This is a genomic window from Tepidibacter mesophilus (assembly GCF_002724055.1).
Lineage (GTDB): Bacteria > Bacillota > Clostridia > Peptostreptococcales > Peptostreptococcaceae > Tepidibacter_A > Tepidibacter_A mesophilus.
Map to the genome: position 1 here is coordinate 39898 of NZ_BDQY01000004.1, position 25157 is coordinate 65054.

Genomic DNA, 25157 nt, shown 5'->3' on the forward strand with positions numbered 1-25157 from the left:
CCATCTCCTATTTAAATTCAACTATAGTAACTCCAGCTCCACCTTCTCCATATACTCCATCTCTATAGCTCTTTATATGTCTATGTTTTTTTAACATCTCCTTCATTCCAGCTTTTAATACCCCTGTTCCTATCCCGTGTATTATAGTAGCCTTTGGTATCCCAGCTAGATAAGCGTCATCTAAATATTTATCAACCTCTACCATGGCTTCCTCAAGATTCATACCTCTTAAGTCAATCTCCTGCTTTATATTAAATGTTTTTTTCTTAAGTATCTTACCTGCACCTGATTTTAGAACATCCTTATTATTAGACTTTATTTGCTCTAAAGATGCAAAAGGCAAGGCCATCTTCATAATACCTATTTGAACTAAAGCTTCTTTTTTATCATTATCAACAGATAATACACTTCCCTGTTGATTAAGTGTTACTACTTTCACATCATCCCCAGCCTTTAAGTTTTTGATAGCTTTTTTCGCAACCTTAGGTACTATCATATCCTTCACATTAGAATGAAGGCCTTTCATAGACTCATTCATTTCTCTTCTTAAATTCTCTATTTCTCTATTTTTATCTTTGTCTATACCTTGCTTTTGAAGCTTTCTAATTTCTTTAATTATCATATCTGCTTCTTCTTTAGAATCTCTCATAATCTTTAAAGCATCTCTTTTTGCTTCGTTGATTATCTTATCTCTTTGAACAGATACTCTCTCCGTTTTTACAAGAAGCTCTTCTTTTAGCTTCCTAACTTCTTCTTTAAGTCTATTTGCTTCTTCTTTTTCTTTTAATGTATCAATTCTATTTTGTTCTATATTTTGAAGTAAATCTTCAAATTCTATATTTTCACTGTTTATAAAGTTTTTAGCCTTTTGTATTATATATTCACCAAGTCCAAGTCTTTTAGATATTTCAAATGCGTTTGATTTACCAGGAACTCCTATTAACAGTTTATACGTAGGACTTAAAGTTTGAACATTAAATTCTACAGCAGCATTTTCAACTCCTTCTTTAGTAAGTGCATAATGCTTAAGTTCACTATAGTGAGTTGTAGCTATTGTAAGAGCTTTAAGATCATATAAGTCGTTAAGTATCGCCATGGCAAGTGCAGCCCCCTCAACCGGATCTGTACCAGCTCCAAGTTCATCAAACAATACAAGCGAATTAGTAGTTACATCCTTTAATATATCAACAATATTAGTCATATGAGATGAAAATGTTGATAAACTCTGCTCAATACTTTGTTCATCCCCTATATCTGCAAATATGTTATCAAATATACACATATGACTTCCGTAATCTGCTGGTATATGAAGACCACTTTGAGTCATCAAAGAAAATAATCCGACAGTTTTAAGCGTTACCGTCTTACCTCCAGTATTTGGACCAGTTACAACTAATGTACTAAATTCTTTTCCAATCCATATGTTACTCGGTACAACATCCTTTGGATCAAGTAGAGGGTGTCTACCGTTTTTTATATTAAGATTCTTATCATTAGTTATAGTAGGCTCTATAGCCTTCATTGAAAAAGACAACTTACCCTTAGCGAATATAAAGTCTACCTTTCCAAGTACCTTTCCATTAGATATAACTTCATCTGCAACTTCTCCAATAAAACTTGAAAGCTCACTAAGTATTCTCTCTATCTCTTCTCTTTCTTTCAGCTTAAGCTCTCTTAGTTCATTATTCATATTAACTATAGACATAGGCTCTATAAATAAAGTAGCTCCAGACGAAGACTGATCATGTATAATTCCAGCCACATTAGACCTATACTCCTGCTTTACAGGCACTACGAATCTATCCCCTCTTACAGTAATTATTGCATCCTGTAAATATTTCTGATAAGAAGTTGAGGATATTATAGAATTAAGCTTTGATCTTATAGATTGATTCTTTTGAACAATCCCACGTCTTAAACCCTTAAGAGTATGACTTGCGTTATCAGACATCTCTATTTCACTTATTATAGAATTAAATATCCTATCCTCTATATCTTTAAAAGTATGAAGACTATCTGTTAAAGCCTGTATTATAGGATACGATACATCATCCGACTTTCCTATACTGTTTTTTAAAACTCTAGCACCTCTTAAAGTATCTGCAACCATTAAAAGCTGTCCCATATCAAGAGATGAACCTATCTTTGTTTTTTTTGCAAGCATCTCTACATCATGTATACCACCAAGAGGAACAGATCCTCTTTTAATTATTATAGATTGAGCTTCGCTAGTTTCCTTTTGCATCTGGATAACTTCCTCATGATTAGTAGACGGTGTTAATTCATCCACATATCTTTTTCCAAGAGAAGAAGATATCCTTTCTTTTAACATATCTATTATTTTAAAATATTCTAAAACTCTTAATGATTTTTGATTCATAAGTCCTCCTTAAAATTAACTAAATATCATTTTTATTTTTATCTTTATCTATATATATATCTAAAGCTCTTATCCCTCTTATAGCAAGTTTTATAAATAGAATTAAACAGTAAACACTAAGTCCAAATAATCCCAACATAAATATCATATATATAACCATAAAAAAACTACCCATCATCATAATTATCACCCCTTAAATTTAATCCTAACTTATATTTTATCAATAAAATCTATTATATGTAAGGTTTTAAAGAAATTTTTAATTCTATTATATTATTAACATATTTCTCTATTAATAAATTTACTTTTTATATTACTTATTAAGTGAATACCATTTTTTATATGTTATAATAAAATCAAATTTATATGTGTATATAAATTGATTTACATATGTTTTTTATTTGTTTTTTACATACATTAAGATTATTGACACATATTAAAAAAGATTTTAATTAGGAGTTGATTTTATGAGTAATGTTTTAAAAAACCTAAAGCCTGAAGCAGTTTTTAGATATTTCGAGGAAATGTCTCAAATCCCTAGAGGCTCAGGAAACGAAAAAGCTATAAGCGACTACTTAGTGAATTTTGCAAAAAAGCATAACCTTGAAGTAATCCAAGATGAAGTTTTAAATGTTATAATAAAAAAAACTGCCACTAAAGGATATGAAGATGCTCCTTGCGTAATCCTTCAAGGACACATGGATATGGTTTGTGAAAAAAACAAAGGAACAGATCATGATTTTGAAAAAGATCCTTTAAAATTAAAAATAGTTGATAATTATATATACGCAGATAATACAACTCTTGGAGCTGACAATGGAATAGCTGTAGCGTATGCTTTAGCTATACTTGAGGCAAATGATTTAAATCACCCTGCACTTGAAGTATTAATAACTTCAGAAGAAGAAACAGGAATGGGTGGAGCTATAAACCTAAATCCATCTCATCTTAAAGGAGAATATCTTATAAATCTTGATTCTGAGGAAGAAGGATATCTTTTAGTTAGCTGTGCTGGTGGAGTTAGAACAAGACAAGTTCTTCCTATAATATGGGAAGAAGCTGATTCTAACTTAACTGTTTACAAAATCGACATAACAGGCTTAAAAGGTGGACATTCTGGAATGGACATTATAAAGCAAAGAGGAAACTCTAATAAAATAATGGGAAGAATTCTTTCTAACTTAAAAGATGAAATAATATACTCTATAGCAAATATCCACGGAGGAGCAAAAATGAATGCTATACCTCGTGAATGCGAGGCTATAATACTTACAGACTCTAAAAACGAAGAACTACTTTGTGAAACAATGAAAAATTTAAACGATACGTTCAAAAGAGAATTTGCAACTTCAGATCCAGGTGTAAACGTTGAAATTAAAAAATATGAAGACAAAGTAGAAAAAGTATTTTCAAAAGATACTATGAATAAATTAATATCATCTTTAGTTTTAATTCCAAATGGAATCAAAACTATGAGTATGGATATTGAAGATCTGGTAGAAAGTTCTACAAATCTTGGTGTAGTTATAACTCACGATAAGGAAATTACATTTGAAAGTGCTGTTAGAAGTTCTGTTAAGAGCTTAAAGTACAATATACTTAACGAAATGAAGTGTGTTGCTAATTTAATAGGTTGTGAATTTTTAGCTGACTCTGATTATCCAGAATGGTCTTATAAAGCTGATTCTAAGCTTAGAGAAATATGCCAAGGGGTTCACAGAAATAGATGCAACAAAGAAGCTAAGGTTATAGCTATTCATGCAGGTCTTGAGTGCGGTCTTTTACTTGAAAAAATGCCTCACGTTGATGCTATATCATTAGGTCCTGATATGTTTGATGTTCATACTCCAGAAGAGCATTTAGACATAGCTTCAACTGAAAGAACTTACGAATATTTATTAGATATATTAAAAAATATAAAATAATTTAAAAAGGAGCTAAATTTTAGCTCTTTTTTCATGTATATATTTTTTTATGTGGGTTATCAAAATATATTTTTAGTTTTACTTTTTATTTACTAAACAACATCTTACCCCATCTAAAAAACATCTTAGAAAATAAGAAAGTCTTTATATGAAGATTTTGAAATAAAGCTTTTCTCTTAAATCTGTTAGTCTCGAAGGGATAAAACTCAAAAATGAAGGTTATTTAAATGTTTTTTAATAACCTTCATTTTTCATTTAACCACTGCATAGTTTTCTATTTATTCAAATAGTTGTATATCATAATAGCTGCATTAGCTCTTGTAAGTTCTTCATTAGGATTTAGCTTTCCGTTATACCCTGACACTATTTTAAAACCATATCCAATAGATGCATATCCTTTAAAATCGCTATCTACATCTTCAAACGGGCAATTAAATATTCCTTTTATATTAGCTACAGATTCATATTTCAAACCATTTATAATAATTTTTAGTGCATCTTTTTTAGTCATGATTTTATCTGGTTTTACATCCTTTTCGCTTATTATGCCTTCTCTTATAAGGTATGCATACATATTATCCATAGATTCAACTTCACCATAGTAAGCGTTTATAGTTTTCATATATAATTTTAAAAAGTCACTTTGAGTTATTTTTTCATCAGGTTTAAAAAATTCACTATCAAACTTTATTCCAAACTCTCTAAGTTTTTGTATTTGACTTTGTGCGTAATGTCCATTTATATCCTTGTATTCTACATTCTCAACTTTTTTATACTTCCTTTTATCATTGTATATTATATCTCCATTAGTAGCATTTATATTATGAGGTACACTATTGTCTAATGTATAAATTAATTTAGCATACTCTTCATCTTTATTATTTTGATAATTATAATTTTTTTTGTACTCAAGATTTAAACCTATTTTATTAAATAAAATATTGTAAGCCTTATTCATATCTATAACATTTGGTTTTTTAAATTCAATATCATCCCATACTATATCAAGTGAATTCAAGCTTCCCTGTACAGCATCGTATCCAATTGTTATATAGTTATTCTCATATTCTATACCATTTACTATTCTATTGAATTTGAAGTTATAGTATTTTGGTTTAGTATTTTCTTGAATATCATAAAACTCATCATAGCTATCATCATATTTCAAATTATCTTTTTTATCATTATAAAATTCAATTAGAAATTTTTCAGCTTCTTTTTTAGCATAATCTTTATTATATTTTGCTTCAAGTTCTGCTTCATATGGTAAATATTTATTAAATCCTTTTATATCTCCTGTAACTGCGTCTATTGATACATGAATGCTTCCTAATTTTTTATCATTTGAAATATAATTTAAATACCACGTGAACTTAGAACTATCTAGATAGTTCTTATTTAAGCTATAATTGTTAAGTTCATAATCAGAAGATATATCTATAAATTTAGATTCTCTAGATATTTTATCTGCATTTTCTTTGCTTATTAAATTAGAAGCTTCATTTATAGCCTTTATCTCTTGTTCAGATAAAGCTACCTCTTCTTTATTTGTAGTTTCTATTTTATCATTCTTTGCATTCTTATAATAAATAATATTTGAATCTATTTTTTCTTTCTTACCCGTTAATGCATCTATTGCATAAGAATTTCCATACTTTGCAGTATAAACAAGATATGGCTTTGAATCTTTATCATATTCTCTTCTATAAACTAATTTCAATCCTAATTCCTCAGTATATTTTTGTTTAGCTTTATCTAACCCAATTACTTTATTAGCATCTTTAAACTTAACATTATAATCATAATTCAAATTGTAATCTATTACTTCTTTAGTATTCTTATTTACAACAACCCTAACTCCATTATCGTAAAAAGGAACTTCATTAACTAGTCTAACGTAGTTAAAGTAATAAGAATCACTTTGTATAGTACTATTATCTTCATCCATATATTTTAAATCACCCACAAAGTTTGGAGCTACATTTTTTATAAAGTCGTCTGATACTTTTTTAGCTTCGTCTTTTCCTATAACATTTATGTTAGTTTCATAATTTAGTTTTGAATCATGCTTACTATATCTTGTAACATTTCCATCTTTATCTATTGAAACTGCGATTCTTCTACTAAGTTTTTCATCCGTAGTCCAATTTAAATTCCAAATCGTTTTCCCATTGTTACTCTTGTAGTATTCAAAGTTTTTAAACTCATCACCTATATTGAATTTGTTCTTCGCATCTAATATAGCTTTTTGCAAACCATCATTTTCTTGAGCTATACTTATAGATGGTAAAAATGAAAGTACCATCATTACTAAAGACAAAATCACAGCTATTCCTTTTTTCAATTCAAATCATCTCCTTTTATAGTTTCTATCTATTAGACGATTTTTTTTAGAAAAAGTTTCATTATTTATGAAAATTTATTATATTTTCGTTATGTTAAGTTATGCGCAATACGAAAGAAAAGTAAATGCAACAAATATTAACCAAGCTAAATATAAAAAAAATAAACTCAGTAACCCCTTGCGAGATATGTCAGTTATAATACCCACACATATAATAGCAATCATTGCCATTATAGAAAATCTCATAGATAATGATAAATATTTCAATATTATATCAAGATGGTTAGAAGGTCTCCCCCAAAATGCAATTATCATGTTTATAACAAACCCACAACAAAGAATATTCCATATTATTAATGAAGTTTTTGATTTCATTATTATCTCCTTTTGAAATTTATAAGCTATTATTTCAGTAGATTTTTTTAATAGTTTATTACACTATAATCTATCAATTCTTTATTTTCATATATTATTTTTCCTGAGAAAAATTCATATTCTTCCATCCATTTTAAAAACAGTCTATCTCCATCCCAAAGATTAAGGTCTTCTATTTTATCATCATCTATCCACTTTAAATCTCCTTCGTTACAATCTCCTATTTCTCCACTAAAATCAGAAGCCGTAAATAAGAATACATACCAATCTTCATCATCTTTAAATTTTGGAAAAGTAAGTATTCCCTTCAACTTAGGATTTGATATATCCAGTCCACTTTCCTCTTTAACCTCTCTTATTATACATTCTTCAGGAGTTTCTCCTTGTTCCATTTTACCTCCAAGACCTACCCACTTACCCTCATGTATATCATTTTTCTTTTTAGTTCTATGAAGCATAAGTGTTTTATTGTCTTTTTTTATATAACACACAGTAGAATTTTTCATAATTATACCTTCCTTTATTGTATTTATATAACTGCGCTTTCATTGATTATTATGTACGTTATCAAAAATATGTCTATAAAAATACCGCTCATGCAACGATATTTTGAATACAACTAAGCTTTTGTCTTATGAATAATCCTAAAATTTCCGAACTCCCTATGGTCAGACACATAAATTTATTAACGGATTATTCAACAACAAAAACTAAGTCGTATTAGTCAAAATATCTAAAAGCATTCACTAACATTTTCATAGACATATTTTTAGTTTTAGTTTTTATTGTAAAATAAAATTCTCTTCATGCTATCGCATCACTCATATACCTTAATTAGTTCTAATGGATTCTGTTATTAAAATAGTTACTACTTAAGTTCTCTCATAAATGCTATGCATAGACTAAAAATCTTTATTTCTTTATAAGTATTTTTTCTTAAATCTACATAATTATTTAAATATACACATTAAAAATTACGAACATTGAAATGTTAGCTACTTTTGGATTGATATTTTTCCATACAACTTAGATTAGTACTACTAAATATGCGTTAAGAAACTTTTTTGTCTGACCATAGGGAGTTTAAAAGTTTTAGGATATTAAGTAGTACTAATCTGTAGTTGTATAAAAATATCAATTAAGTAGCGGTATTTTAATGTGCGTAATTTTTCGCCAACCCACTAATATACTTATATAATTATTCTTTAATTATAGTCCTAAATCGTCTGATATTTCCTTCATAGCATTAAGAGATAACTCTGCAAACTCTGCAAATGGTATTCCAAGCTTCTCTATAGATTTCATAGCCTCTCTATCAGCTCCTGCTGCAAATCTTGTTTCTTTCATTCTCTTTGTTATAGATTTTACTTTTACACTATTTATTTTTTTATCAGGATACACAAGTGTTATAGCAGTTATAAATCCAGTTATAGGATCCGCTGCATATATTGCTTGATCCATTTTATTCTCTATTTTCACTCCACAACCTTTGTTATGTGCACATATAGCATGATACATTTGCTCATCTCCAAAGCCTTCTTCTTTTAATAATTCTACAGCTTTTGGTCCATGAAGATTTCCCTCTCCATTTTTGTAATCTAATAAGTCGGCATCAAGATCATGTAAAAGTCCAGCAATAGCCCATTTTTCTTCATTTTCTGGATCTATCTTCTTAGCAAGTTCTCTCATAACCACCTCAACGGCATAAGAGTGCTTAACTAAATGTTCTGTACTCAAATATTTATTCAGTATTTCAACTGCTTTTTCTCTTGATATCATTTATCCAACATCCCCTTTAGTATATTTTTATACTTTATTCGACACCCCTTAGGTAATGTCCTTTTGTAATTCCCTCATTTATTAATTTTTCATGCATTTCACTATCTTGAACTTCAAAATCATTGTCTATTATATCTATATAAGCTTTGACTATTTCTCTTATGAAGTTCTCTTCTTCGAATGTAAACTCTAGTCTAAAAGTATTAATTCCTGAATTATATATTTCTTCTAAATGATCAATCATACATAAAATTTTAGAATTGTATATTATAGATCTACAGAACTTATCTTGATATACAGGGAACTCTTGTCCTTTTTCATCTTTTAATAAATACTTAGATTGATTGCAAGTTCCACATCTTTTATCTTTATTACAATCTCTAGTTAAAACTCCCATAGGACAGTATTCACTTATCATTAAAGGTATTCTAGAATAAACTATCGATTCAGCTTCTATATTAACGTAGTTTAAAACCTGCTTTATCTCGTGTATATTCAGCTCAGCAGATAAACATACTGATTTTATATTATCATTTTGAAGTTGTTCTATGGTTTCACTATTGAATACGTTTAAGTAATAGTCTGCATATATATTGTAGTCAGATAATTTATTTATCATACCTATGTTAGATACTAAAAATCCATTAATACCCATATCAATTGCTTCATTTAATATATTGTATTGATTGTTCCTAAGTATTCTTGGAGGGCAGTACACTATATTTTTATTGTGTTCTTTACATAAATTCATAGCATCTTTTAATGTATCTATATCTTCATAGTATATAGTGTCTATATCTAAATCTGCTATTTTTCTAAGCTGAGACATTTTTCTTATCTTTACATTAATCTTAGTATCTTTTACATCTTTATCTAGTTTTTCTTTATCTGTTATTTCTATTTTTAATAATTTTCTCTTGTTTACATTCTTTCTTTTAAGATTTAATTTTTCAACAGCATCTCTTCTTATTTCATTAAGAAGGCTAACAGGTATACTTATATTTTCATCTTTTTCTATTATTATAGATTTTAATTCATAAGGTGTATTTCCAAGTTTCGATAGTTGAGTCTCTATTTTTTCATCTGATAGAGCTACCTTTATAGCTTCTTCTACTTTTTTAGTTCCCAAAACTTTAACCTTATTATCATTATTATCTTTTAATAAAAGAGTTGGATATTCACCAAGTTTTAATATTATCTTTCCTTTTATATGAATCTTTTTAATCTCAACTTCATTTTCATAAGTTCTTCTAGCTTTATCTAAAAGTTCGCTATCTAAAGTCTTATATACTTCTTGTCCTACTTGTATAGGTATATTAAAATCAAGCTGTATCGTATCTCCTTCATAAGCCTCAGTTAATATATCATCATTTTTAAGTATTCTACCTACATTTCCTCCACCTATGCTTAGTCCATCACCTTTTTTAAGCGTGTTTTCAAGTTTTAATGTTATCTTATTTCTTCTTTTATCTACATCGACAACCTTACCTATATAAAGACCTGTATTATTTGGTTTTTCTGGGTTCATTATTTCTTTTCCGCTTTTTTCAAGTATATATCCTTTAGTAAATCTTCTATTGAAGATACTGTATAAGTCGTCCAATGTATCTTTTTTAACTTGTAATTTTTTATTATTTATGTAATGATCTAATGTTTCTCTATAAGCCCCAACTACTGTGGCTACATACTCAGCTCTTTTCATTCTTCCTTCTATTTTTAAAGATAAAACTCCTGTATCTATTATTTTATCTAATTCCTCTATTGTATTTAAATCTCTAGGACTCAACAAATATTGATCATCTAATTTCACTTTATAACTATTACTCTTGTCTATTAAGTCGTATACTTTTCTACAAGGCTGAGCACATCTTCCTCTATTTCCAGATCTTCCACCTATCATACTACTCATCAAGCATTGTCCTGAGTAACATACGCATAAAGCACCATGTACAAATACTTCTATATCAACAGAAGTATTCTTAGAAATATATTCTATCTCACCTATTTCAAGTTCTCTTGCAAGCACAACCCTTTTAAATCCTAATTTTTCCAAATATTTTACATCTTCAAGTGAATGAGCAACCATCTGAGTGCTAGCATGTATTTCAAAATCAGGAAAATGCTCTTTAACTAATTTTGTCATTCCTATATCTTGGAGTATAAGTGCATCTACATCTATATTATATAAAAAGTTTATATATTTTAAAAAGTAATTTATTTCACTTTCCTTTACAAGTGTATTTACAGTTACATACACCTTAACATCTCTTATATGTGCGTATTCAACAGCTTGCTTCATTTCTTCTGTGTCAAAATTATTAGCCGATGCTCTTGCTCCAAAATTCTTACCTCCAAGATATACAGCATCTGCACCATTTGATACAGCAGCTCTTAAAGCATCAAAACTTCCAACCGGTGCCAATAGTTCTATATTACTCAAGTTATCAACTCCTACATTATTATTTAATTTATTCTAAAGAATAAAACCTCCAGGCTTATTTTCCCTGGAGGTATTATTCTTTATTCTTTTTCTTCTAATTCAACAATTTTCATTTGCATATCATATAGCCTATTTTGAAAATCATTTGCTATTTCTTCAGCTTCTGCAATTCTTTGTTCTTGTTCTTTGAAGCTATTTTTTCTTTGCTCATACTCTTGTTTAATTGAAGTTAATTCGTCTTTATATTTTTCTAATTCTTTTTCTAATTCTTCTATTTTTTTATCCCTTTTACTTATATTACTTTGAAGCTCTATCAAAGTTGTATTTGCATTTTCTAAATCTTGAAGAGGTTTTTTGTACTTAGTGTTAACTTCATCTAACTCGTATGAGCATTTAAAAAGTTCATCCGCTATATTCAATGTTGTTAAAACTGCTGCCATGGCTGTGCTCAATCCAGGACTAGCCTCAACTACTTCCTGCATTTTATCATCTACATAACTAGCAACCTTTAACAAATATTCCTTTGGCTCTTTTCCAACCATGTTGTATTCTTGCCCATTTATTCTTACGGTAACTTTGTTCACTTTAACTCAGCCCCTTAGAGTTTTCTCTTTACTTTATTGTAAGTTTTTTTTAAGGATTTTACAATCTTAAATTAGCATTTATTTGTTCGCTAAGTTCTTTTAGTATGTTTTCGTGAACTTTATTTACTTCTTCATCTGTAAGAGTTTTATCTTTGCTTCTATACACTAAAGAATATGCAACAGATTTATGACCTTCTTCAATTTGCTCTCCCTTATATACATCGAATAACTTAAAGCTCTCTACTAATCCTTGGGAATTATTAGTAATTATATCCTCTATTTCCTTAACATATACTTCATCTTTAATAAGAAGTGCTATATCTCTCGTCATAGCAGGATACTTAGGAAGTGGTCTATACAATTTTTCATCTCTTGCATAAGTTAATAATAATTCAAAATCAAACTCAGCAACATATACTCTCTTATTTATATCATAGTTCTCTAATACATCAGGATGTAATTCTCCAAATACTCCAACTATATTATCATTATATACTATGTTAGCACATCTTCCTGGATGGAATGTAGTATGATTTTTTTCAGGTAGAACCTCATAGTTTTCAAATCCTATATTATTGAATAATTCTTCAACTACACCCTTCATATCAAAGAAGTCTATAGAATCTTTGTACATAGATATACATATAGTTTTTCTCTCAACAGGCATTATATTATCCATAGGCATAAAAATATTTCCTATCTCAAATGCTGCAAATGCTTCAACTTTTCTAGAATTATTTCTAGCTGCAACGTCTAGCATATTAGGTAAAAGTGTAGTTCTCATAACACTTGTTTCTTCGCCTAGAGGATTTTTAATCTTTATGAAGTTTCTCTTTATAGAATCCTTTGAAAGATTTATTTTATCTACACCTTTTGGGCTTACAAATGAATAAGTTAATATTTCATTAAGACCCATAGAAACTAAACTATTCTTTATACTTTCTTCAAACAATTGTTCTACAGTTTGAAGTCCCATAGTATTATTTCCATATAACATCTTAGATGGTATATTTTCATATCCATATATTCTAGCTACTTCTTCTAATACATCAGCTTCCTCTACCATATCAAGTCTAAAGCTTGGAACTGTAAGTTCAACCTTATCTTCAACTAACTGACACTTAAACTCTAGGCTTTCAAGTATCTCTATAAATTGATTAAGAGGAATATTCTCTCCTAATAATTTGTTTATTCTTTGAGGTCTAACAGTTATCTTTTGCTCTTTTACAGGAGTACTGTAGTTATCTATTATTCCTTTTAATACAGTTCCTGCATTCAACTGCTCTATTAATTGTGCAGCTCTATTAATAGCAGTTTCAACTAAGTTAACATCTATTCCTTTTTCAAACTTAGCAGATGCTTCAGTTCTTAAGTTAAGCTTCTTAGAAGTTCTTCTTACATTATCAGAATCAAAGTTAGCACTCTCAAGAAGTATATTCTTAGTATTATTACTTACTTCTGAATTTGCACCACCCATAACTCCAGCTATTGCAACAGATTTTTCTCCATTAGTTATTAAAAGCATATTGCTATCTAAAGTTCTTTCAACGTCGTCTAAAGTCGTGAATTTTTCTTCGTCTTCAGCACGTCTTACAACTATAGTATCGCTTTCTAATTTATCTAAATCAAAAGCATGAAGTGGTTGTCCAAGCTCTAACATAACATAATTAGTAATATCTACTATGTTATTGATAGGTCTAACACCTGCCTCTATAAGTCTTCTTTGCATCCAGTATGGAGACGCCTCTATTTTAACGTCTTTTATCATTCTAGCTGCATATCTTCTACATAAAGCTTCTTCCTCTATCTTTATGTTAAATTCAGCTTTTTCGTCTGACTCATTAATCTCTATATTAGGATATTTAAGTTCTTTTTTTATTGTAACAGCAGCTTCTCTTGCAATACCTAAAATAGATAAGCAGTCAGGTCTATTTGAAGTTATCTCGAATTCTATTAAAGCATCATTTATTCCAAGTATTTCTTTAACATCTGCTCCTAATTCATACTCTTCATCTAATACATATATTCCATCTCTTTTGCTTTCTTCAATCATACTAAAAGGAATTCCAAGTTCTTCACTTGAACACATCATACCTTGAGATAATTCTCCTCTTAGTTTTCCTTTTTTGATTTTTATTCCACCCGGAAGCTTTGCCCCAACTAATGCAACTGGAATTATATCTCCCTCTTTTACATTCTTTGCTCCAGTTACTATTTGAATAATTTCTGATCCAATATCAACCTTTGTAACTATTAACTTATCAGCATTTGGATGCTGAGTTATTTCTAATATTTTACCAACTGCAACCTTTTCTATATCTGCTCCAAAATACTCAACCTTTTCAACCTTTGATCCAGTCATAGTCATTTTATCAGCAAATTCTTGTGTATTCATATCTATATCAACATAGTCTCTAAGCCACTTAACAGGTACTAACATATCAACACTCCCTTAAAATTGATTTAAAAATCTCATATCGTTTTCAAATAATAATCTTATATCATCTATCTCATACTTAAGCATAGCTATTCTATCTACACCCATACCAAAAGCAAATCCGCTGTACTTTTCAGGATCTATTCCACAGTTTCTAAGCACGTTTGGATGAACCATTCCAGCTCCAAGTATTTCTATCCAACCTTCACCTTTACATACTGAACATCCTTCACCTTTACACTTAAAGCAAGTTACATCAACCTCTGCACTTGGCTCTGTAAATGGGAAGTTATGAGGCCTAAACTTAGTCTTAGTGCTATCTCCAAATAATTGTTTAACGAATTCATTAAGAGCACCTTTAAGTTCTGCCATTGTAACATTCTCGCCTATTACAAGTCCCTCTATCTGATGGAACATAGGAGAGTGAGTAGCATCTGGTGCATCAAATCTGAAACATCTTCCAGGTGCTATTATCTTAATAGGTGGTTCAGTTGATTTCATAGTTCTTATTTGAACTGGAGATGTTTGAGTTCTAAGAAGCAAATTGTCATTTATATAGAAAGTATCACTAGTATCTCTTGATGGATGGTTCTTAGGAGCATTTAACGCATCAAAGTTATTAAATACAGTCTCAATTTCAGGACCTTGAGCAACCTTAAATCCCATACCTGTAAATATGTATTTAACCTCATCTATTATTTGAGTTATAGGATGTTTCTTTCCTACTTTAAACTCTTTACCAGGCATAGTAACATCTAAAACCTCTGCTTGAAGGCTTGCATTTTTTTCTATATTCTTTATCTCTTCTTTTTTAGAAACTACAGCATCTTCAATTTCAGCTCTTACCTCATTTGCAACCTTACCTATAACAGGTCTTTCCTCTGCTGATAACTTACCCATTCCTTTTAGTATGTCAGTTATCTCACCTTTTTTACCTAAGTACTTAACTCTTAAGCCTTCGATTTCGTCCATTTTAACACATTCATTGATCTGTGCTAGGGCACTGTCTTTTATGTTAATTAATTGATCTTTCACTTAATTCACCCTTTCCTATCATATTGTTTTAGATATTTAAAACTCATAATAAATCCAAGACATTGGAATTTATATTAATTTTGAACGACTTTTATATAGTAGTTTTTACCTTGTATGTTTTTAATAAAAAAATTCGCTTCATGCTAACGCATGGCTCATGTCGCCAACGAGTCCTACGGGCTCCGTTGCTCAAAAATAGTTGCAATTTTACTTCTTTAAGCAATGTTATTTTCAAAATAAAAACCTCATAATTTTCTTACAGATACAAGACTGCTATATAAGTTTAGTGAAAAATTAATATAAATCTTAATATCTAAAACTGTAAGTTTTTAATATTAAAAAAAGCCCTTCAATCCCTGAAAGGGACGAAAGACTTATATTCCGCGGTACCACCCTAATAGTCTATTAAATAGACCACTCGAAAGACTTAACGCGTCCAACGTTAAAACCTACTATAATTTCAGTTTTAAAGCTCCAGAGTGAACTTCTCTTGATATCTTAGGGAATAATTTCAGCTTTATATTCCTCTCTGGTCTAAGATTACTCAAAATACTCTCTCTTTCACAGCTTTTATGTATTAAACTTTATGTTGCATTATATCATATATTTAAATTGTTTTCAACATAATTTTTTATGAAATTTAGTCTATATTTTCTAATCTATATCCAATTTTATATATAGTTTTTATTTCATCAAATAAATCTAGTTTTTTTCTTATCTTTTGAATATGCATATCAACCGTTCTTGTTTCTCCTAGGTAGTCAAATCCCCATACTCTTTCCAAAATTATTTCTCTAGTTAAAGACATTCCTTTATTTGTAATTAAAAGCTTTAACAGTTCAAACTCTTTGCAAGCTAAATCAATAACCTTACCACTTCTTTTTACTACTCTTTCATCTAGAGAAATCTCTAAATCCTTCAATAATACATGATCATTCTTTCTACCATAACGTCTTAACACAGATTCAATTCTAGCTAAAAGTTCTATACATTCAAAAGGTTTTACGATATAATCATCTGCTCCTATTTTTAGTCCTTTTACTTTATCAGAAATTGAATTTTTAGCAGTTAGAAAGATTACTGGCAAATTAGTATGTCTAATTTTTTCCATTACACTAAAACCATCCATTTCAGGAAGCATAACATCTAAAATTATTAAATCAAAATTTTCTTTTTCTATATATTCTAATGCATCTTTACCATCATAAACCTGCTTAGTATCATAACCCACCATACTTAAATTCATTTGTATTAAATCTGAAATATCCGTATCATCTTCAACAATTAAAATTTTTTCCAATACACATATTCACCTCTATTCTTCTTATCTATATCCTATACTAAATACTTCTTTATTTGTAAAGTCAATACAAACCCATAATATTTCATCTTTGTATTTATACTCTAATGAAGCTCTTTCTTTTCCATAAACCCTCCATCTCTTTATTTTAGGCTCTTTCAATTCATTTATATCACTTATATATTTACTTTTTTCTATAAAATCAAGTGCTATTTTTTTCATTTCTTCATCGCTAATTTTTAAACTTTCTTTATTCAAATCTATATTTAAACTATTTACATATCTAAGTTCACCTGTATTTGCATCTATAGTAGCACTGTAACCAATCTCTTTATTTTCTTCTCTTAATTTTAAATCATTCCAATTTATATCCCATCTCGCAGGTGTTATTATTTCATTAGACTCATCATCAAATTGTGGATAATAATGAATATCCTCTGCTAATTTTTCTCTATCTACTTTCACATTAAAGTACTTTTCAATTCCATCAAGAGCAATTTCTACAGCCTTTTCTTTTTTTATTTTCATATCTATATCATCATACATATAAATAAAAGGTGTTCTATAATGAGTAATTTTAGAAACCTTATCTAAAGTCGTATCTACATCTACATACATCAATTCTTTTTCATTATATAAAAATATAAAAGTATTAATTTTTTCTCCATAAATATGTAATAATTTTAATTTACTTATATCACTAACCAATTCTGTATTTCCTAAAAAGTCAAATGCCTTTTCTTTTGCTTGTTTTAAAGTAATTATAGATTTTCTCTTTTTTATATTCTTTGTGTCTACTCCAACATAATTTTGTATTTCAATCATTTTCCCATTTGTGGCATCTACTAGCACATTATATGAATAATCTTTATTTTCTTCTTTATCCCATATTACTTTCCAAGCTGCGTTTGTTTTTGGTTTTCCATTCCATAGATATAAAGTTTCTTCTGCACTTTTTATAAACTTAACTTCATTTATTAAACTCTTTAATTCTTTCTTATCTTCTTTTATATTATAACTTTTTTTAATACAATCAACTGCTATTTCTTTTGCTTCTTCTTTACTTATCTTTGCATCATTTTCATTTGTATTTTCTACCATAACCTTATCTTTTGGAACAGAGGAAAAGCTACTACATCCTCCTAATAGTATTAATATACTAAACATAATAGGTACTACTCTTTTAAATTTCATATAGCAAATCTCCTTTAATTGTATTTTTCTTACAACTAAATTTTAATAATACAACTTATAGTAAATGTATCCAAATTGTAAATAATTTGTAAATTTTAATCAAATATTATTTTTACAGAAGTACCTATATTCAATTTACTTTCTATTGATAATTTAGCTTTATGAATTTTTGCAATCTGATTACAAATGGAAAGTCCAAGTCCTGCACTACCATTAGTTTTTTTTCTCGATTTATCAACCATATAAAAAGGTTCAAATATCTTTGCTAAATCACCTTCTTTTATTCCTATGCCTTCATCATTTACTTCAATAATAGGTTTTGAATTTTCATTTTTATATAATTTTAAATTTATTTTACTATTTTCACAAGAAGCTTTTAATGCATTATCTATTAAATTAATTATTAAATTTTCAATTAAGTCTTTTTCCATTACAATTTCCATGTCTTGTCCAGAAATAACTAATTCTATATTTTTATTTTTAAGTTTTGGTTTTAGAACTTCTTTTATTTCCATTAGTATATTTTTAATATTTCCTTTTTTCATCACAAAATTTTCTCTTTTAAATACTATTAAATCCATCATTTTAGAAGAAAGAGTTTCAAGCCTTTTCCCTTGTTTGAATATACTATTTAATCCCTTTGAGAATGCATATTCATTATATTTTGTATTTCTTAAAAAATCAGCATATCCAATAATAGAAGTTAAGGGCGTTTTTATCTCATGTGTTAAATTATCTATAAACCTTTGCTTTTCATCTATATTTTTCTTTAATTGATTCATTTTTTCTTCTATAACAGATGCCATATTATTAAAATGATTAGATAAAATACCTATTTCATCATTAGACTTTATATCTACTCGTTCTGAAAAATTACCATTTTCAATAATTTGGATAGAATTTACAAGTTTATCTATAGGTCTTGTTATATGTTTACTTAAAATATAGCTTCCAAATGCAAGTATAATAGATATAATAATATCTAACTTAATGAAAAAATAATATACTTTTGTTCTATCTTCATAAATATGTGTTACATCTCTTACACATGTGAATTTCAACTGTTCTCCACTAACATCTAATAGATTTGTTATAAATAAAAATGTTTTATCTCCTATATCCCTTATTACATATTTTCTTTTATCTATATAAGGGTTTTTTAATTCTTCTCTTTGTTTGAAAACATTAAAATCTAAATTACTAAAAACTATATTGTCATATCTATCTAAAATTTCAATATAAATTCTTTTATCATGAAAGCTTTCTAAATAATCACCCATAGTTAAACTAAGCATGCCCTTATTAAATTTTTCATCATAATTCAATCTATATTTACCAATTAATTGTACTCCAGAGTATATACTTAAATGTTCGCTTAAACCTCTTTCAATTTCTCTATCTAAACTTAAACTATGCATATTCTCTATTAAAAAAACTCCCCCTAAATTAAAGATAATTACGAACAAAATAAAATGATATGTAAATATCTTTTTCCAAAATTTCATTTAAGTCCCCCTGTTTGATTATTTTTTATTATAATAATTTTATCATACTCTATTCCATTTATTAGCATAATTAAAAAAGAGTCAAATACTAATTTATTTAGCATCTAACTCTTTTTCATACTTTCTTTTCAATAACTGTTTTGATGTGATAAAAATTCCCATTTCTCTATTAATATAATCATTGCCATAATTTAAAATTATTATAACATTAGGCTTTATTTTCTAAAAATTTTTTCGTCGTTCTATAAATTTTAAAATAATTTAATTTTATTAAAAGGATATAGCCTTATAAATATTTTCCCATTTATTTGATTTTCATCTACAAAGCCTACTGATTCACTTCTGCTATCGAGACTTTTATAAGGTAATCTATTATCTCCCAATACAAATACATACCCAACGGGTACTGTAACTTCTAAATTGCCATCAGTATTATTTCCATTTATATAGTTTTCTTTTATAATTTTTCCATTTACATATACTTTACCATTACATATTTTTACACTATCTCCACCAATAGCTACAACTCTCTTTACTAAATGTTTTTTATTCCCTTTTTCAGTAGTAAGTTCTGAATTGAAAACTACAACATCTCCTCTAGATGGTTCATTTAATCTATAAGAAATCTTATCTATCATTAAGTAATCTTTATCTTCAAGTGTGGGATTCATCGATTGACCATCTACAATAGTGGGTTTTATAAATATAGTTATAACAAAAGCTAAAACTATTGATATACTTATAGTTTTTATCCATTCTATAATTTCATATTTAATATTATTCATTTTTAACCTCCTATTTTAGGTAATTTTTTACATACGAAATTATATCATATACTTTTATTTTCTACTACAAAAAGAATATTTTCAGTTTACCCACAAACACTCAAAATAAAGGTTATTTAAATGTTAGCTATTTTTTTGTTAATATTTTACTATATAACTTAGATTGTGCTGTTAAAATGTACGTTAAGAAAGTTCGTTGTCTGACCGTAAGGGAGTTTAGAACTTTTAGGATATTTTATAAAGCAAAATCTGTAGTTATATTAAAACATTGACTAAATAGCGGTATTTAAATAACCTTTATTTTCTAATCAATTACCAAAGTAAAAAAGTTACATCTCTAAGCTTATTAACCCTAAAGATATAACTTCTTATCTACCACCTAAAATAAAAATTCACATTTCCCTCATCAACCATCTTTTGTAGTTTCTTTTTAACAAAAACCTTTACGACCTCTCTAGTTATAGGGATAACGAGAATAAAACCAGATATGTCTGTTAAGATTCCAGGAGTTAAGAGCATTGCTCCTCCTACTAATACACATAACCCATTGATTAATTGTTCTCCAGGAAGTCTTCCGTCCTGCATTTCATATCTTATTCTAAATAAAATCTCTCTTCCCTGAGATTTTGCCAAATAAGCTCCTAAAACACCTGTAAAAACAACAATCCCTATTGTACTAAAAAATCCTATATAAGCATTCAATTTAAACAATATAGCTAATTCAACTAATGGAACTACAGTAAACAAAAGTATTAATTTCATTAACATACATATCATCTCCTCATCATTTTAGATCATACTGATTAGTTATTCTTAATTTATAGAAATACTATATTTCAATTATATCATATTCAATTACACTTATAATTCTTATGAATTTCATTATTTATTTACGTTCTTTCAATCGCGTTCATAACAATATTAAAAAATAAAGCTTATTGAAATGTTAGATACTTTTTGCTTAATGTTTTACTATGAAACTTAGATTTAGACGTTAAAATACCCGTTAAGAAACTTCTTTTGTCTGACCGTAAGGGAGTTTAAGAAGTTTTAGGATATTTTATAAGCCTAAGTCTTAGTTTTATTAAAACATTGACTAAGTATCGTTATTTCAATAAGCTTTTTTTTTAGCTTAAGCACTACATAATTTTTACTCTTGAATCTCTCTTTTATAACTATCCATTGCATTATACATATAGATTCCCGCCACAATATAATACACAAGAGTAACATAAGGTATATAAATAGGCAAATATCCAAGTATAAGCTTATCAACCACTATAGGAAGTGTAAATGAATATATACATATCTTGTATATATTCCCAAACTCAATATTCATTTTCTGAACCTTACTTATTACAATTCCAGCTATCCCTAAAATCAACGCATTGACCATAGTAGATAACATTATCCATAAGGTTACGAAAATTATTCCAAATATAATTATAAATATACTTATCCACTTATTAATCTCAGGAATATATTTCATAGCATCTTGTTTGTTAAACTCAATGTCCTTCATAGCACTAAAATCAAATTCTCTTTTTTCAACAAGGTTCTTTTTCACTACAACTTTATCTTTAAGAATCAGCACACCTTCATTATAAGAATCTAGTACACTTTCATCTGTAACTCCTGTAGTATCTACTATAATATAATCATCAATTTTAAACGGCATATCAGCTTGTACATTTAACTTTCCATTCTTAAATTCAAACTCTGGAGTCTGTATTATAAAGCTTCTTGCTTCACTCTCAAAAGAATTTTTAAACTGATATGACATTACTGATGAAGTTATAACCCCAACCATTAAAGATAATAAAAACAAGTAGAATATACCTTTTCCTAAAGATTCTTTAACAAAAAAATTATAAGATGGTATATCAACTATACTTCTTTTAAATCTTTCCAAAAAACTTATCTTGCCGCTTTTAATCTCGTCCATATTTATTCCCCTGCCTTTATTTTGAAGATAATTTGTTTTTTATCTCATACATTAGTATTCCAGAAGCCATGGCAGCATTCAACGACTCAGCCTTACCGTATATAGGTATCTTAACCAATATATCAGACTTGTCTATTATTTCATCCTTTATACCATTACCTTCATTACCTATTACCAAGGCTACCTTATTTCCATAATTAACATTATTATAGTAATTGTCAGTATTTAAATAACTAGAAACTATGTTAAATCCTTTATTCTTTATAATGTTCAAATCTTCATCAATACAATTTATAATATTCATATCAAATATTGAACCCATAGTAGATCTTATAACCTTTGGATTATATACATCTACACAGCCTTTTAATAAAATTATAGACTCAGCTCCAGCTGCATCTGCTGTTCTTATTATAGTTCCCATGTTGCCAGGATCTTGTATTCTATCAAGTACAACTATAAAATCAGTTTCTTTTTTTAATGATTCATTTAAAGAATGCTCTTTATATTCAACCACTGCAATTATACCTTGTGGTTTTTCCGTATCAGATACTTCTTTAAATAGCTTATTAGTTGTTTTATAGAGTTTATAATTATCAAACTCTAATTCTTCTATAAATTTTTTATGCTCCTCTTTATTTAAAAACTCATCATTATATACAATATAATCAATAACAGCGCTACACTCTACAGCCTGTTTTACTATCCTATATCCTTCTATTATAAATTTTTTTTCTTGACTTCTCTTTTTTGATTTAAGCAAAGATTTTGTATATTTTATTCTTTCATTATCTTTACTAGTTATTTGTGCAACCATTATTATCTGTCCTCTTTACTTATTTTGTTTATTTTAGTATTCTCACCTATAACTACTAGTATATCCCCCTGTTGCAATTTAGCATCAGGAGCTGGAGATATATCTATATCTTTATTATGCTTTACAGCCATAACATTTATCCCATATTTAGCTCTCAAATCTAACTCCATAAGACTTTTGCCTATCCAATCACTAGGAGTTACTACCTCAACTATAGAATAGTTAGGGTCAAGTTCTATATGATCTAAAACATTCTCAGATACTAAATTATGAGCTACTCTTACTCCCATATCTCTCTCAGGAAACACTACTCTATCTGCTCCTATTTTATAAAGTACTTTTGCTTGAAGTTCATTTTGAGCCTTACAAAGTACATATTTAACGCCTAATTCTTTAGCTATTAATGTAGCCATTGTAGATGCTTGAACATCCGAACCTATACTTATAACTGCAATATCAAAATTTCTAATACCCAAAGATCTCATAGTATTCTCATCAATAGCATCTGCCTGAACTGAATGAGTTACCTTATCAGCTATATCTTGTACAATATCATAGTTTTTATCTACAGCCATAACCTCGTGTCCTAAAAGATACAATGTCGTAGCTACAGAACTACCAAATCTTCCACATCCTATTACTACATACTGCTTCATAATCAAAACTCCTCTCTATCCCACAATTACTTTTTCTTCTGGATATCTTATAACATTTTTTTTCTTTCTATTTGAAATAGCAAACAATATAGTTAAAGCTCCTACTCTTCCTGCAAACATAGTCAGAGCTATTAATATTTTACCCATAGTAGTTAAATTCGGACTACCAAAAATACTAAGTCCTACAGTTCCATAAGCAGATACAGCTTCAAATAATATATGAATAAATTTAAAATTTGTATCAGTCAAACTTAAAGTCATGGTTACAAATATAACAACACTAAACCCTATAGCAACAACTCCCAAAGCCTTATTTACAGTAATATAAGATATTCTTCTTCCAAATGCTTCAACATCTTCTTTTCCTTTTACAAAAGTTATTACAGCAAGAAACAATACTCCTATAGTAGTAGTTTTTATACCTCCAGCAGTCGATCCCGGAGATCCTCCAATAAACATAAGTATAATAGTTAAAAATTTAGAACTATCTTTCATGGCTCCAAGGTCTATAGTATTAAATCCAGCAGTTCTTGTTGTTACAGATTGAAAAAGAGCCCCTAGAACCTTACCTTTAAAAGAAAGACCTCCTAAAGTATCAGGGTTACTATACTCAATTACAAAAAATAATATAAACCCAATCAATATTAAGAAAGAACTTATATATATAACTATTTTAGAATGAAGATTAATTTTTGAAAATTTTCGCTTCTTCATAACATCAAATATAACAGGAAAGCCTAATCCACCTAGTATTATAAGTATCATTATTACTATATTAATAGTAATATTATCTACATATGATGTAAGAGATGAAAAATTCCCCATCAAATCGAACCCAGCATTACAAAAAGCTGATATCGCATGAAAAATTCCATAACCTATCCCTTTTGCAAACCCCATCTGAGGAACGAATACACTAGATAGTATAATAGCACCTATACCCTCTATTATAAAAGTTCCTATTAATATATGTCTTGTAAGTCTTACAAGACCAGATAAATCATATTGATTCAATGCTTCTTGTATCAAAAGTCTTTGATGAAGATATATTTTTTTTCTAACTAGTATAGCAAATAAGGTAGCCATACTCATAAATCCAAGTCCTCCAACCTGTATTAAAGTTATAATAACTACTTTTCCAAATAAAGTCCAATAGGTTCCCGTATCTACAACAACAAGGCCAGTAACACAAACAGCTGACGTTGAAGTAAATAAAGCATTTACAAATCCTATTTGCTCACCACTATTGGTTGCCATAGGAGTGTTTAAAAGTACAGCTCCTATTAATATTATCATTGCAAATCCTATAACCATTATTTGAGCAGGAGATAGTCTATTCTTCTTTCGAATATATTTACCTAACATTTTTTCACCTCTTTTATGTAATAAGAATATACTGTAATAATTTCATATTAATACAACAATGTAAATTATATACTATTCAATTCAATATTCAATCTTATTTTTAATACATAACAATAAACTATACCTCATTTATATTATGATTTATAGATTTTTAATTAATATATATATCGTGATATCCAGCCTTTTTCATATAATAACTACTATTTTATTATATTAAGTAACTATTTTCAATCAATATAATTGATTTTTATAATACTTTGTTAAAGGAGTGATTAATCTGACTTATGAAAA

20 protein-coding genes and 1 other annotated feature are annotated in these 25157 nt (G+C 28.2%); of the genes, 1 reads left to right on the plus strand and 19 read right to left on the minus strand.

Annotated features, from left to right (window positions below; all coding sequences use genetic code 11):
- Positions 1–7 precede the first annotated feature (7 nt).
- Together Tmeso_RS04275 and Tmeso_RS16330 are read right to left on the minus strand one after the other, a co-directional pair.
- Positions 8–2380: an endonuclease MutS2 gene (locus Tmeso_RS04275; protein ID WP_099188629.1), complete on the minus strand. Its 2373-nt coding sequence runs from the start codon at positions 2378–2380 to the stop codon at positions 8–10.
- 19 nt (positions 2381–2399) lie between these two features.
- Positions 2400–2561 (minus strand): hypothetical protein, encoded by a 162-nt coding sequence (locus Tmeso_RS16330; RefSeq protein ID WP_187296221.1) that lies wholly within the window; start codon positions 2559–2561, stop codon positions 2400–2402.
- 286 nt (positions 2562–2847) lie between these two features.
- On the opposite strand from Tmeso_RS16330, the gene Tmeso_RS04280 reads away from it, so the two are divergent.
- Positions 2848–4305: an aminoacyl-histidine dipeptidase gene (locus Tmeso_RS04280; protein ID WP_099188631.1), complete on the plus strand. Its 1458-nt coding sequence runs from the start codon at positions 2848–2850 to the stop codon at positions 4303–4305.
- Positions 4306–4579: 274 nt separating this feature from the next.
- Here Tmeso_RS04280 and Tmeso_RS04285 read toward each other — a convergent pair whose 3' ends face one another.
- From Tmeso_RS04285 to Tmeso_RS04365, 17 genes are all read right to left on the minus strand, one after another.
- Entirely contained in the window at positions 4580–6649 is a 2070-nt protein-coding gene (locus Tmeso_RS04285) for a YcdB/YcdC domain-containing protein (RefSeq protein ID WP_099188634.1), read from the minus strand.
- 99 nt (positions 6650–6748) lie between these two features.
- Positions 6749–7024: a hypothetical protein gene (locus Tmeso_RS04290; protein ID WP_099188636.1), complete on the minus strand. Its 276-nt coding sequence runs from the start codon at positions 7022–7024 to the stop codon at positions 6749–6751.
- Between the two features lie 47 nt (positions 7025–7071).
- Positions 7072–7530, minus strand: a complete 459-nt coding sequence (locus tag Tmeso_RS04295; RefSeq protein WP_099188638.1) for an NUDIX hydrolase — start codon at positions 7528–7530, stop codon at positions 7072–7074.
- Positions 7531–8233: 703 nt separating this feature from the next.
- The gene (locus tag Tmeso_RS04300) at positions 8234–8803 is read right to left on the minus strand and encodes an HD domain-containing protein (RefSeq protein WP_099188640.1); all 570 of its coding nucleotides are present in this window, start codon (positions 8801–8803) and stop codon (positions 8234–8236) included.
- A gap of 34 nt (positions 8804–8837) precedes the next feature.
- On the minus strand, positions 8838–11243 hold the full coding sequence (locus Tmeso_RS04305) for a DUF3656 domain-containing U32 family peptidase (protein ID WP_099188642.1): 2406 nt from the start codon (positions 11241–11243) through the stop codon (positions 8838–8840).
- 80 nt (positions 11244–11323) lie between these two features.
- The gene (locus Tmeso_RS04310; RefSeq protein ID WP_099188644.1) at positions 11324–11827 is read right to left on the minus strand and encodes a cell division protein ZapA; all 504 of its coding nucleotides are present in this window, start codon (positions 11825–11827) and stop codon (positions 11324–11326) included.
- A gap of 58 nt (positions 11828–11885) precedes the next feature.
- Entirely contained in the window at positions 11886–14267 is a 2382-nt protein-coding gene (pheT, locus tag Tmeso_RS04315) for a phenylalanine--tRNA ligase subunit beta (RefSeq protein WP_099188646.1), read from the minus strand.
- A gap of 12 nt (positions 14268–14279) precedes the next feature.
- Positions 14280–15299: a phenylalanine--tRNA ligase subunit alpha gene (gene pheS, locus Tmeso_RS04320; RefSeq protein ID WP_099188648.1), complete on the minus strand. Its 1020-nt coding sequence runs from the start codon at positions 15297–15299 to the stop codon at positions 14280–14282.
- 358 nt (positions 15300–15657) lie between these two features.
- Positions 15658–15873: a binding site (T-box leader), on the minus strand.
- A gap of 66 nt (positions 15874–15939) precedes the next feature.
- Complete coding sequence (locus tag Tmeso_RS04325; protein WP_187296222.1) at positions 15940–16599, minus strand: response regulator transcription factor; 660 nt, start codon at positions 16597–16599, stop codon at positions 15940–15942.
- A 24-nt stretch (positions 16600–16623) separates the two neighbouring features.
- Positions 16624–17793 (minus strand): YcdB/YcdC domain-containing protein, encoded by a 1170-nt coding sequence (locus Tmeso_RS04330; RefSeq protein ID WP_099188650.1) that lies wholly within the window; start codon positions 17791–17793, stop codon positions 16624–16626.
- Between the two features lie 95 nt (positions 17794–17888).
- On the minus strand, positions 17889–19298 hold the full coding sequence (locus Tmeso_RS04335) for a sensor histidine kinase (RefSeq protein ID WP_099188652.1): 1410 nt from the start codon (positions 19296–19298) through the stop codon (positions 17889–17891).
- A gap of 251 nt (positions 19299–19549) precedes the next feature.
- Positions 19550–20083: a signal peptidase I gene (gene lepB / locus Tmeso_RS04340; protein WP_099188654.1), complete on the minus strand. Its 534-nt coding sequence runs from the start codon at positions 20081–20083 to the stop codon at positions 19550–19552.
- A 372-nt stretch (positions 20084–20455) separates the two neighbouring features.
- A complete protein-coding gene (locus tag Tmeso_RS04345; RefSeq protein WP_099188656.1) occupies positions 20456–20851 on the minus strand; it encodes an FxsA family protein in 396 nt (131 codons plus the stop codon).
- Between the two features lie 382 nt (positions 20852–21233).
- Positions 21234–22028: a DUF1189 domain-containing protein gene (locus Tmeso_RS04350; protein WP_099188658.1), complete on the minus strand. Its 795-nt coding sequence runs from the start codon at positions 22026–22028 to the stop codon at positions 21234–21236.
- 16 nt (positions 22029–22044) lie between these two features.
- On the minus strand, positions 22045–22845 hold the full coding sequence (locus tag Tmeso_RS04355) for a TrmH family RNA methyltransferase (RefSeq protein ID WP_099188660.1): 801 nt from the start codon (positions 22843–22845) through the stop codon (positions 22045–22047).
- Between the two features lie 2 nt (positions 22846–22847).
- Entirely contained in the window at positions 22848–23501 is a 654-nt protein-coding gene (locus Tmeso_RS04360) for a potassium channel family protein (RefSeq protein ID WP_099188662.1), read from the minus strand.
- 15 nt (positions 23502–23516) lie between these two features.
- Positions 23517–24866, minus strand: a complete 1350-nt coding sequence (locus Tmeso_RS04365; protein ID WP_099188664.1) for a TrkH family potassium uptake protein — start codon at positions 24864–24866, stop codon at positions 23517–23519.
- Between the last annotated feature and the right edge of the window lie 291 nt (positions 24867–25157).

Coding starts and splice junctions, on each gene's coding strand:
- Tmeso_RS04275 (WP_099188629.1), bottom strand. CDS start 2,380: ATGAATCAAAAATCATTAAGAGTTTTAGAATATTTTAAAATAATAGAT.
- Tmeso_RS16330 (WP_187296221.1), bottom strand. CDS start 2,561: ATGATGATGGGTAGTTTTTTTATGGTTATATATATGATATTTATGTTG.
- Tmeso_RS04280 (WP_099188631.1), top strand. CDS start 2,848: ATGAGTAATGTTTTAAAAAACCTAAAGCCTGAAGCAGTTTTTAGATAT.
- Tmeso_RS04290 (WP_099188636.1), bottom strand. CDS start 7,024: ATGAAATCAAAAACTTCATTAATAATATGGAATATTCTTTGTTGTGGG.
- Tmeso_RS04295 (WP_099188638.1), bottom strand. CDS start 7,530: ATGAAAAATTCTACTGTGTGTTATATAAAAAAAGACAATAAAACACTT.
- Tmeso_RS04300 (WP_099188640.1), bottom strand. CDS start 8,803: ATGATATCAAGAGAAAAAGCAGTTGAAATACTGAATAAATATTTGAGT.
- pheT (WP_099188646.1), bottom strand. CDS start 14,267: ATGTTAGTACCTGTTAAGTGGCTTAGAGACTATGTTGATATAGATATG.
- Tmeso_RS04330 (WP_099188650.1), bottom strand. CDS start 17,793: ATGAAATTTAAAAGAGTAGTACCTATTATGTTTAGTATATTAATACTA.
- Tmeso_RS04335 (WP_099188652.1), bottom strand. CDS start 19,298: ATGAAATTTTGGAAAAAGATATTTACATATCATTTTATTTTGTTCGTA.
- lepB (WP_099188654.1), bottom strand. CDS start 20,083: ATGAATAATATTAAATATGAAATTATAGAATGGATAAAAACTATAAGT.
- Tmeso_RS04345 (WP_099188656.1), bottom strand. CDS start 20,851: ATGTTAATGAAATTAATACTTTTGTTTACTGTAGTTCCATTAGTTGAA.
- Tmeso_RS04350 (WP_099188658.1), bottom strand. CDS start 22,028: ATGGACGAGATTAAAAGCGGCAAGATAAGTTTTTTGGAAAGATTTAAA.
- Tmeso_RS04355 (WP_099188660.1), bottom strand. CDS start 22,845: ATGGTTGCACAAATAACTAGTAAAGATAATGAAAGAATAAAATATACA.
- Tmeso_RS04360 (WP_099188662.1), bottom strand. CDS start 23,501: ATGAAGCAGTATGTAGTAATAGGATGTGGAAGATTTGGTAGTTCTGTA.
- Tmeso_RS04365 (WP_099188664.1), bottom strand. CDS start 24,866: ATGTTAGGTAAATATATTCGAAAGAAGAATAGACTATCTCCTGCTCAA.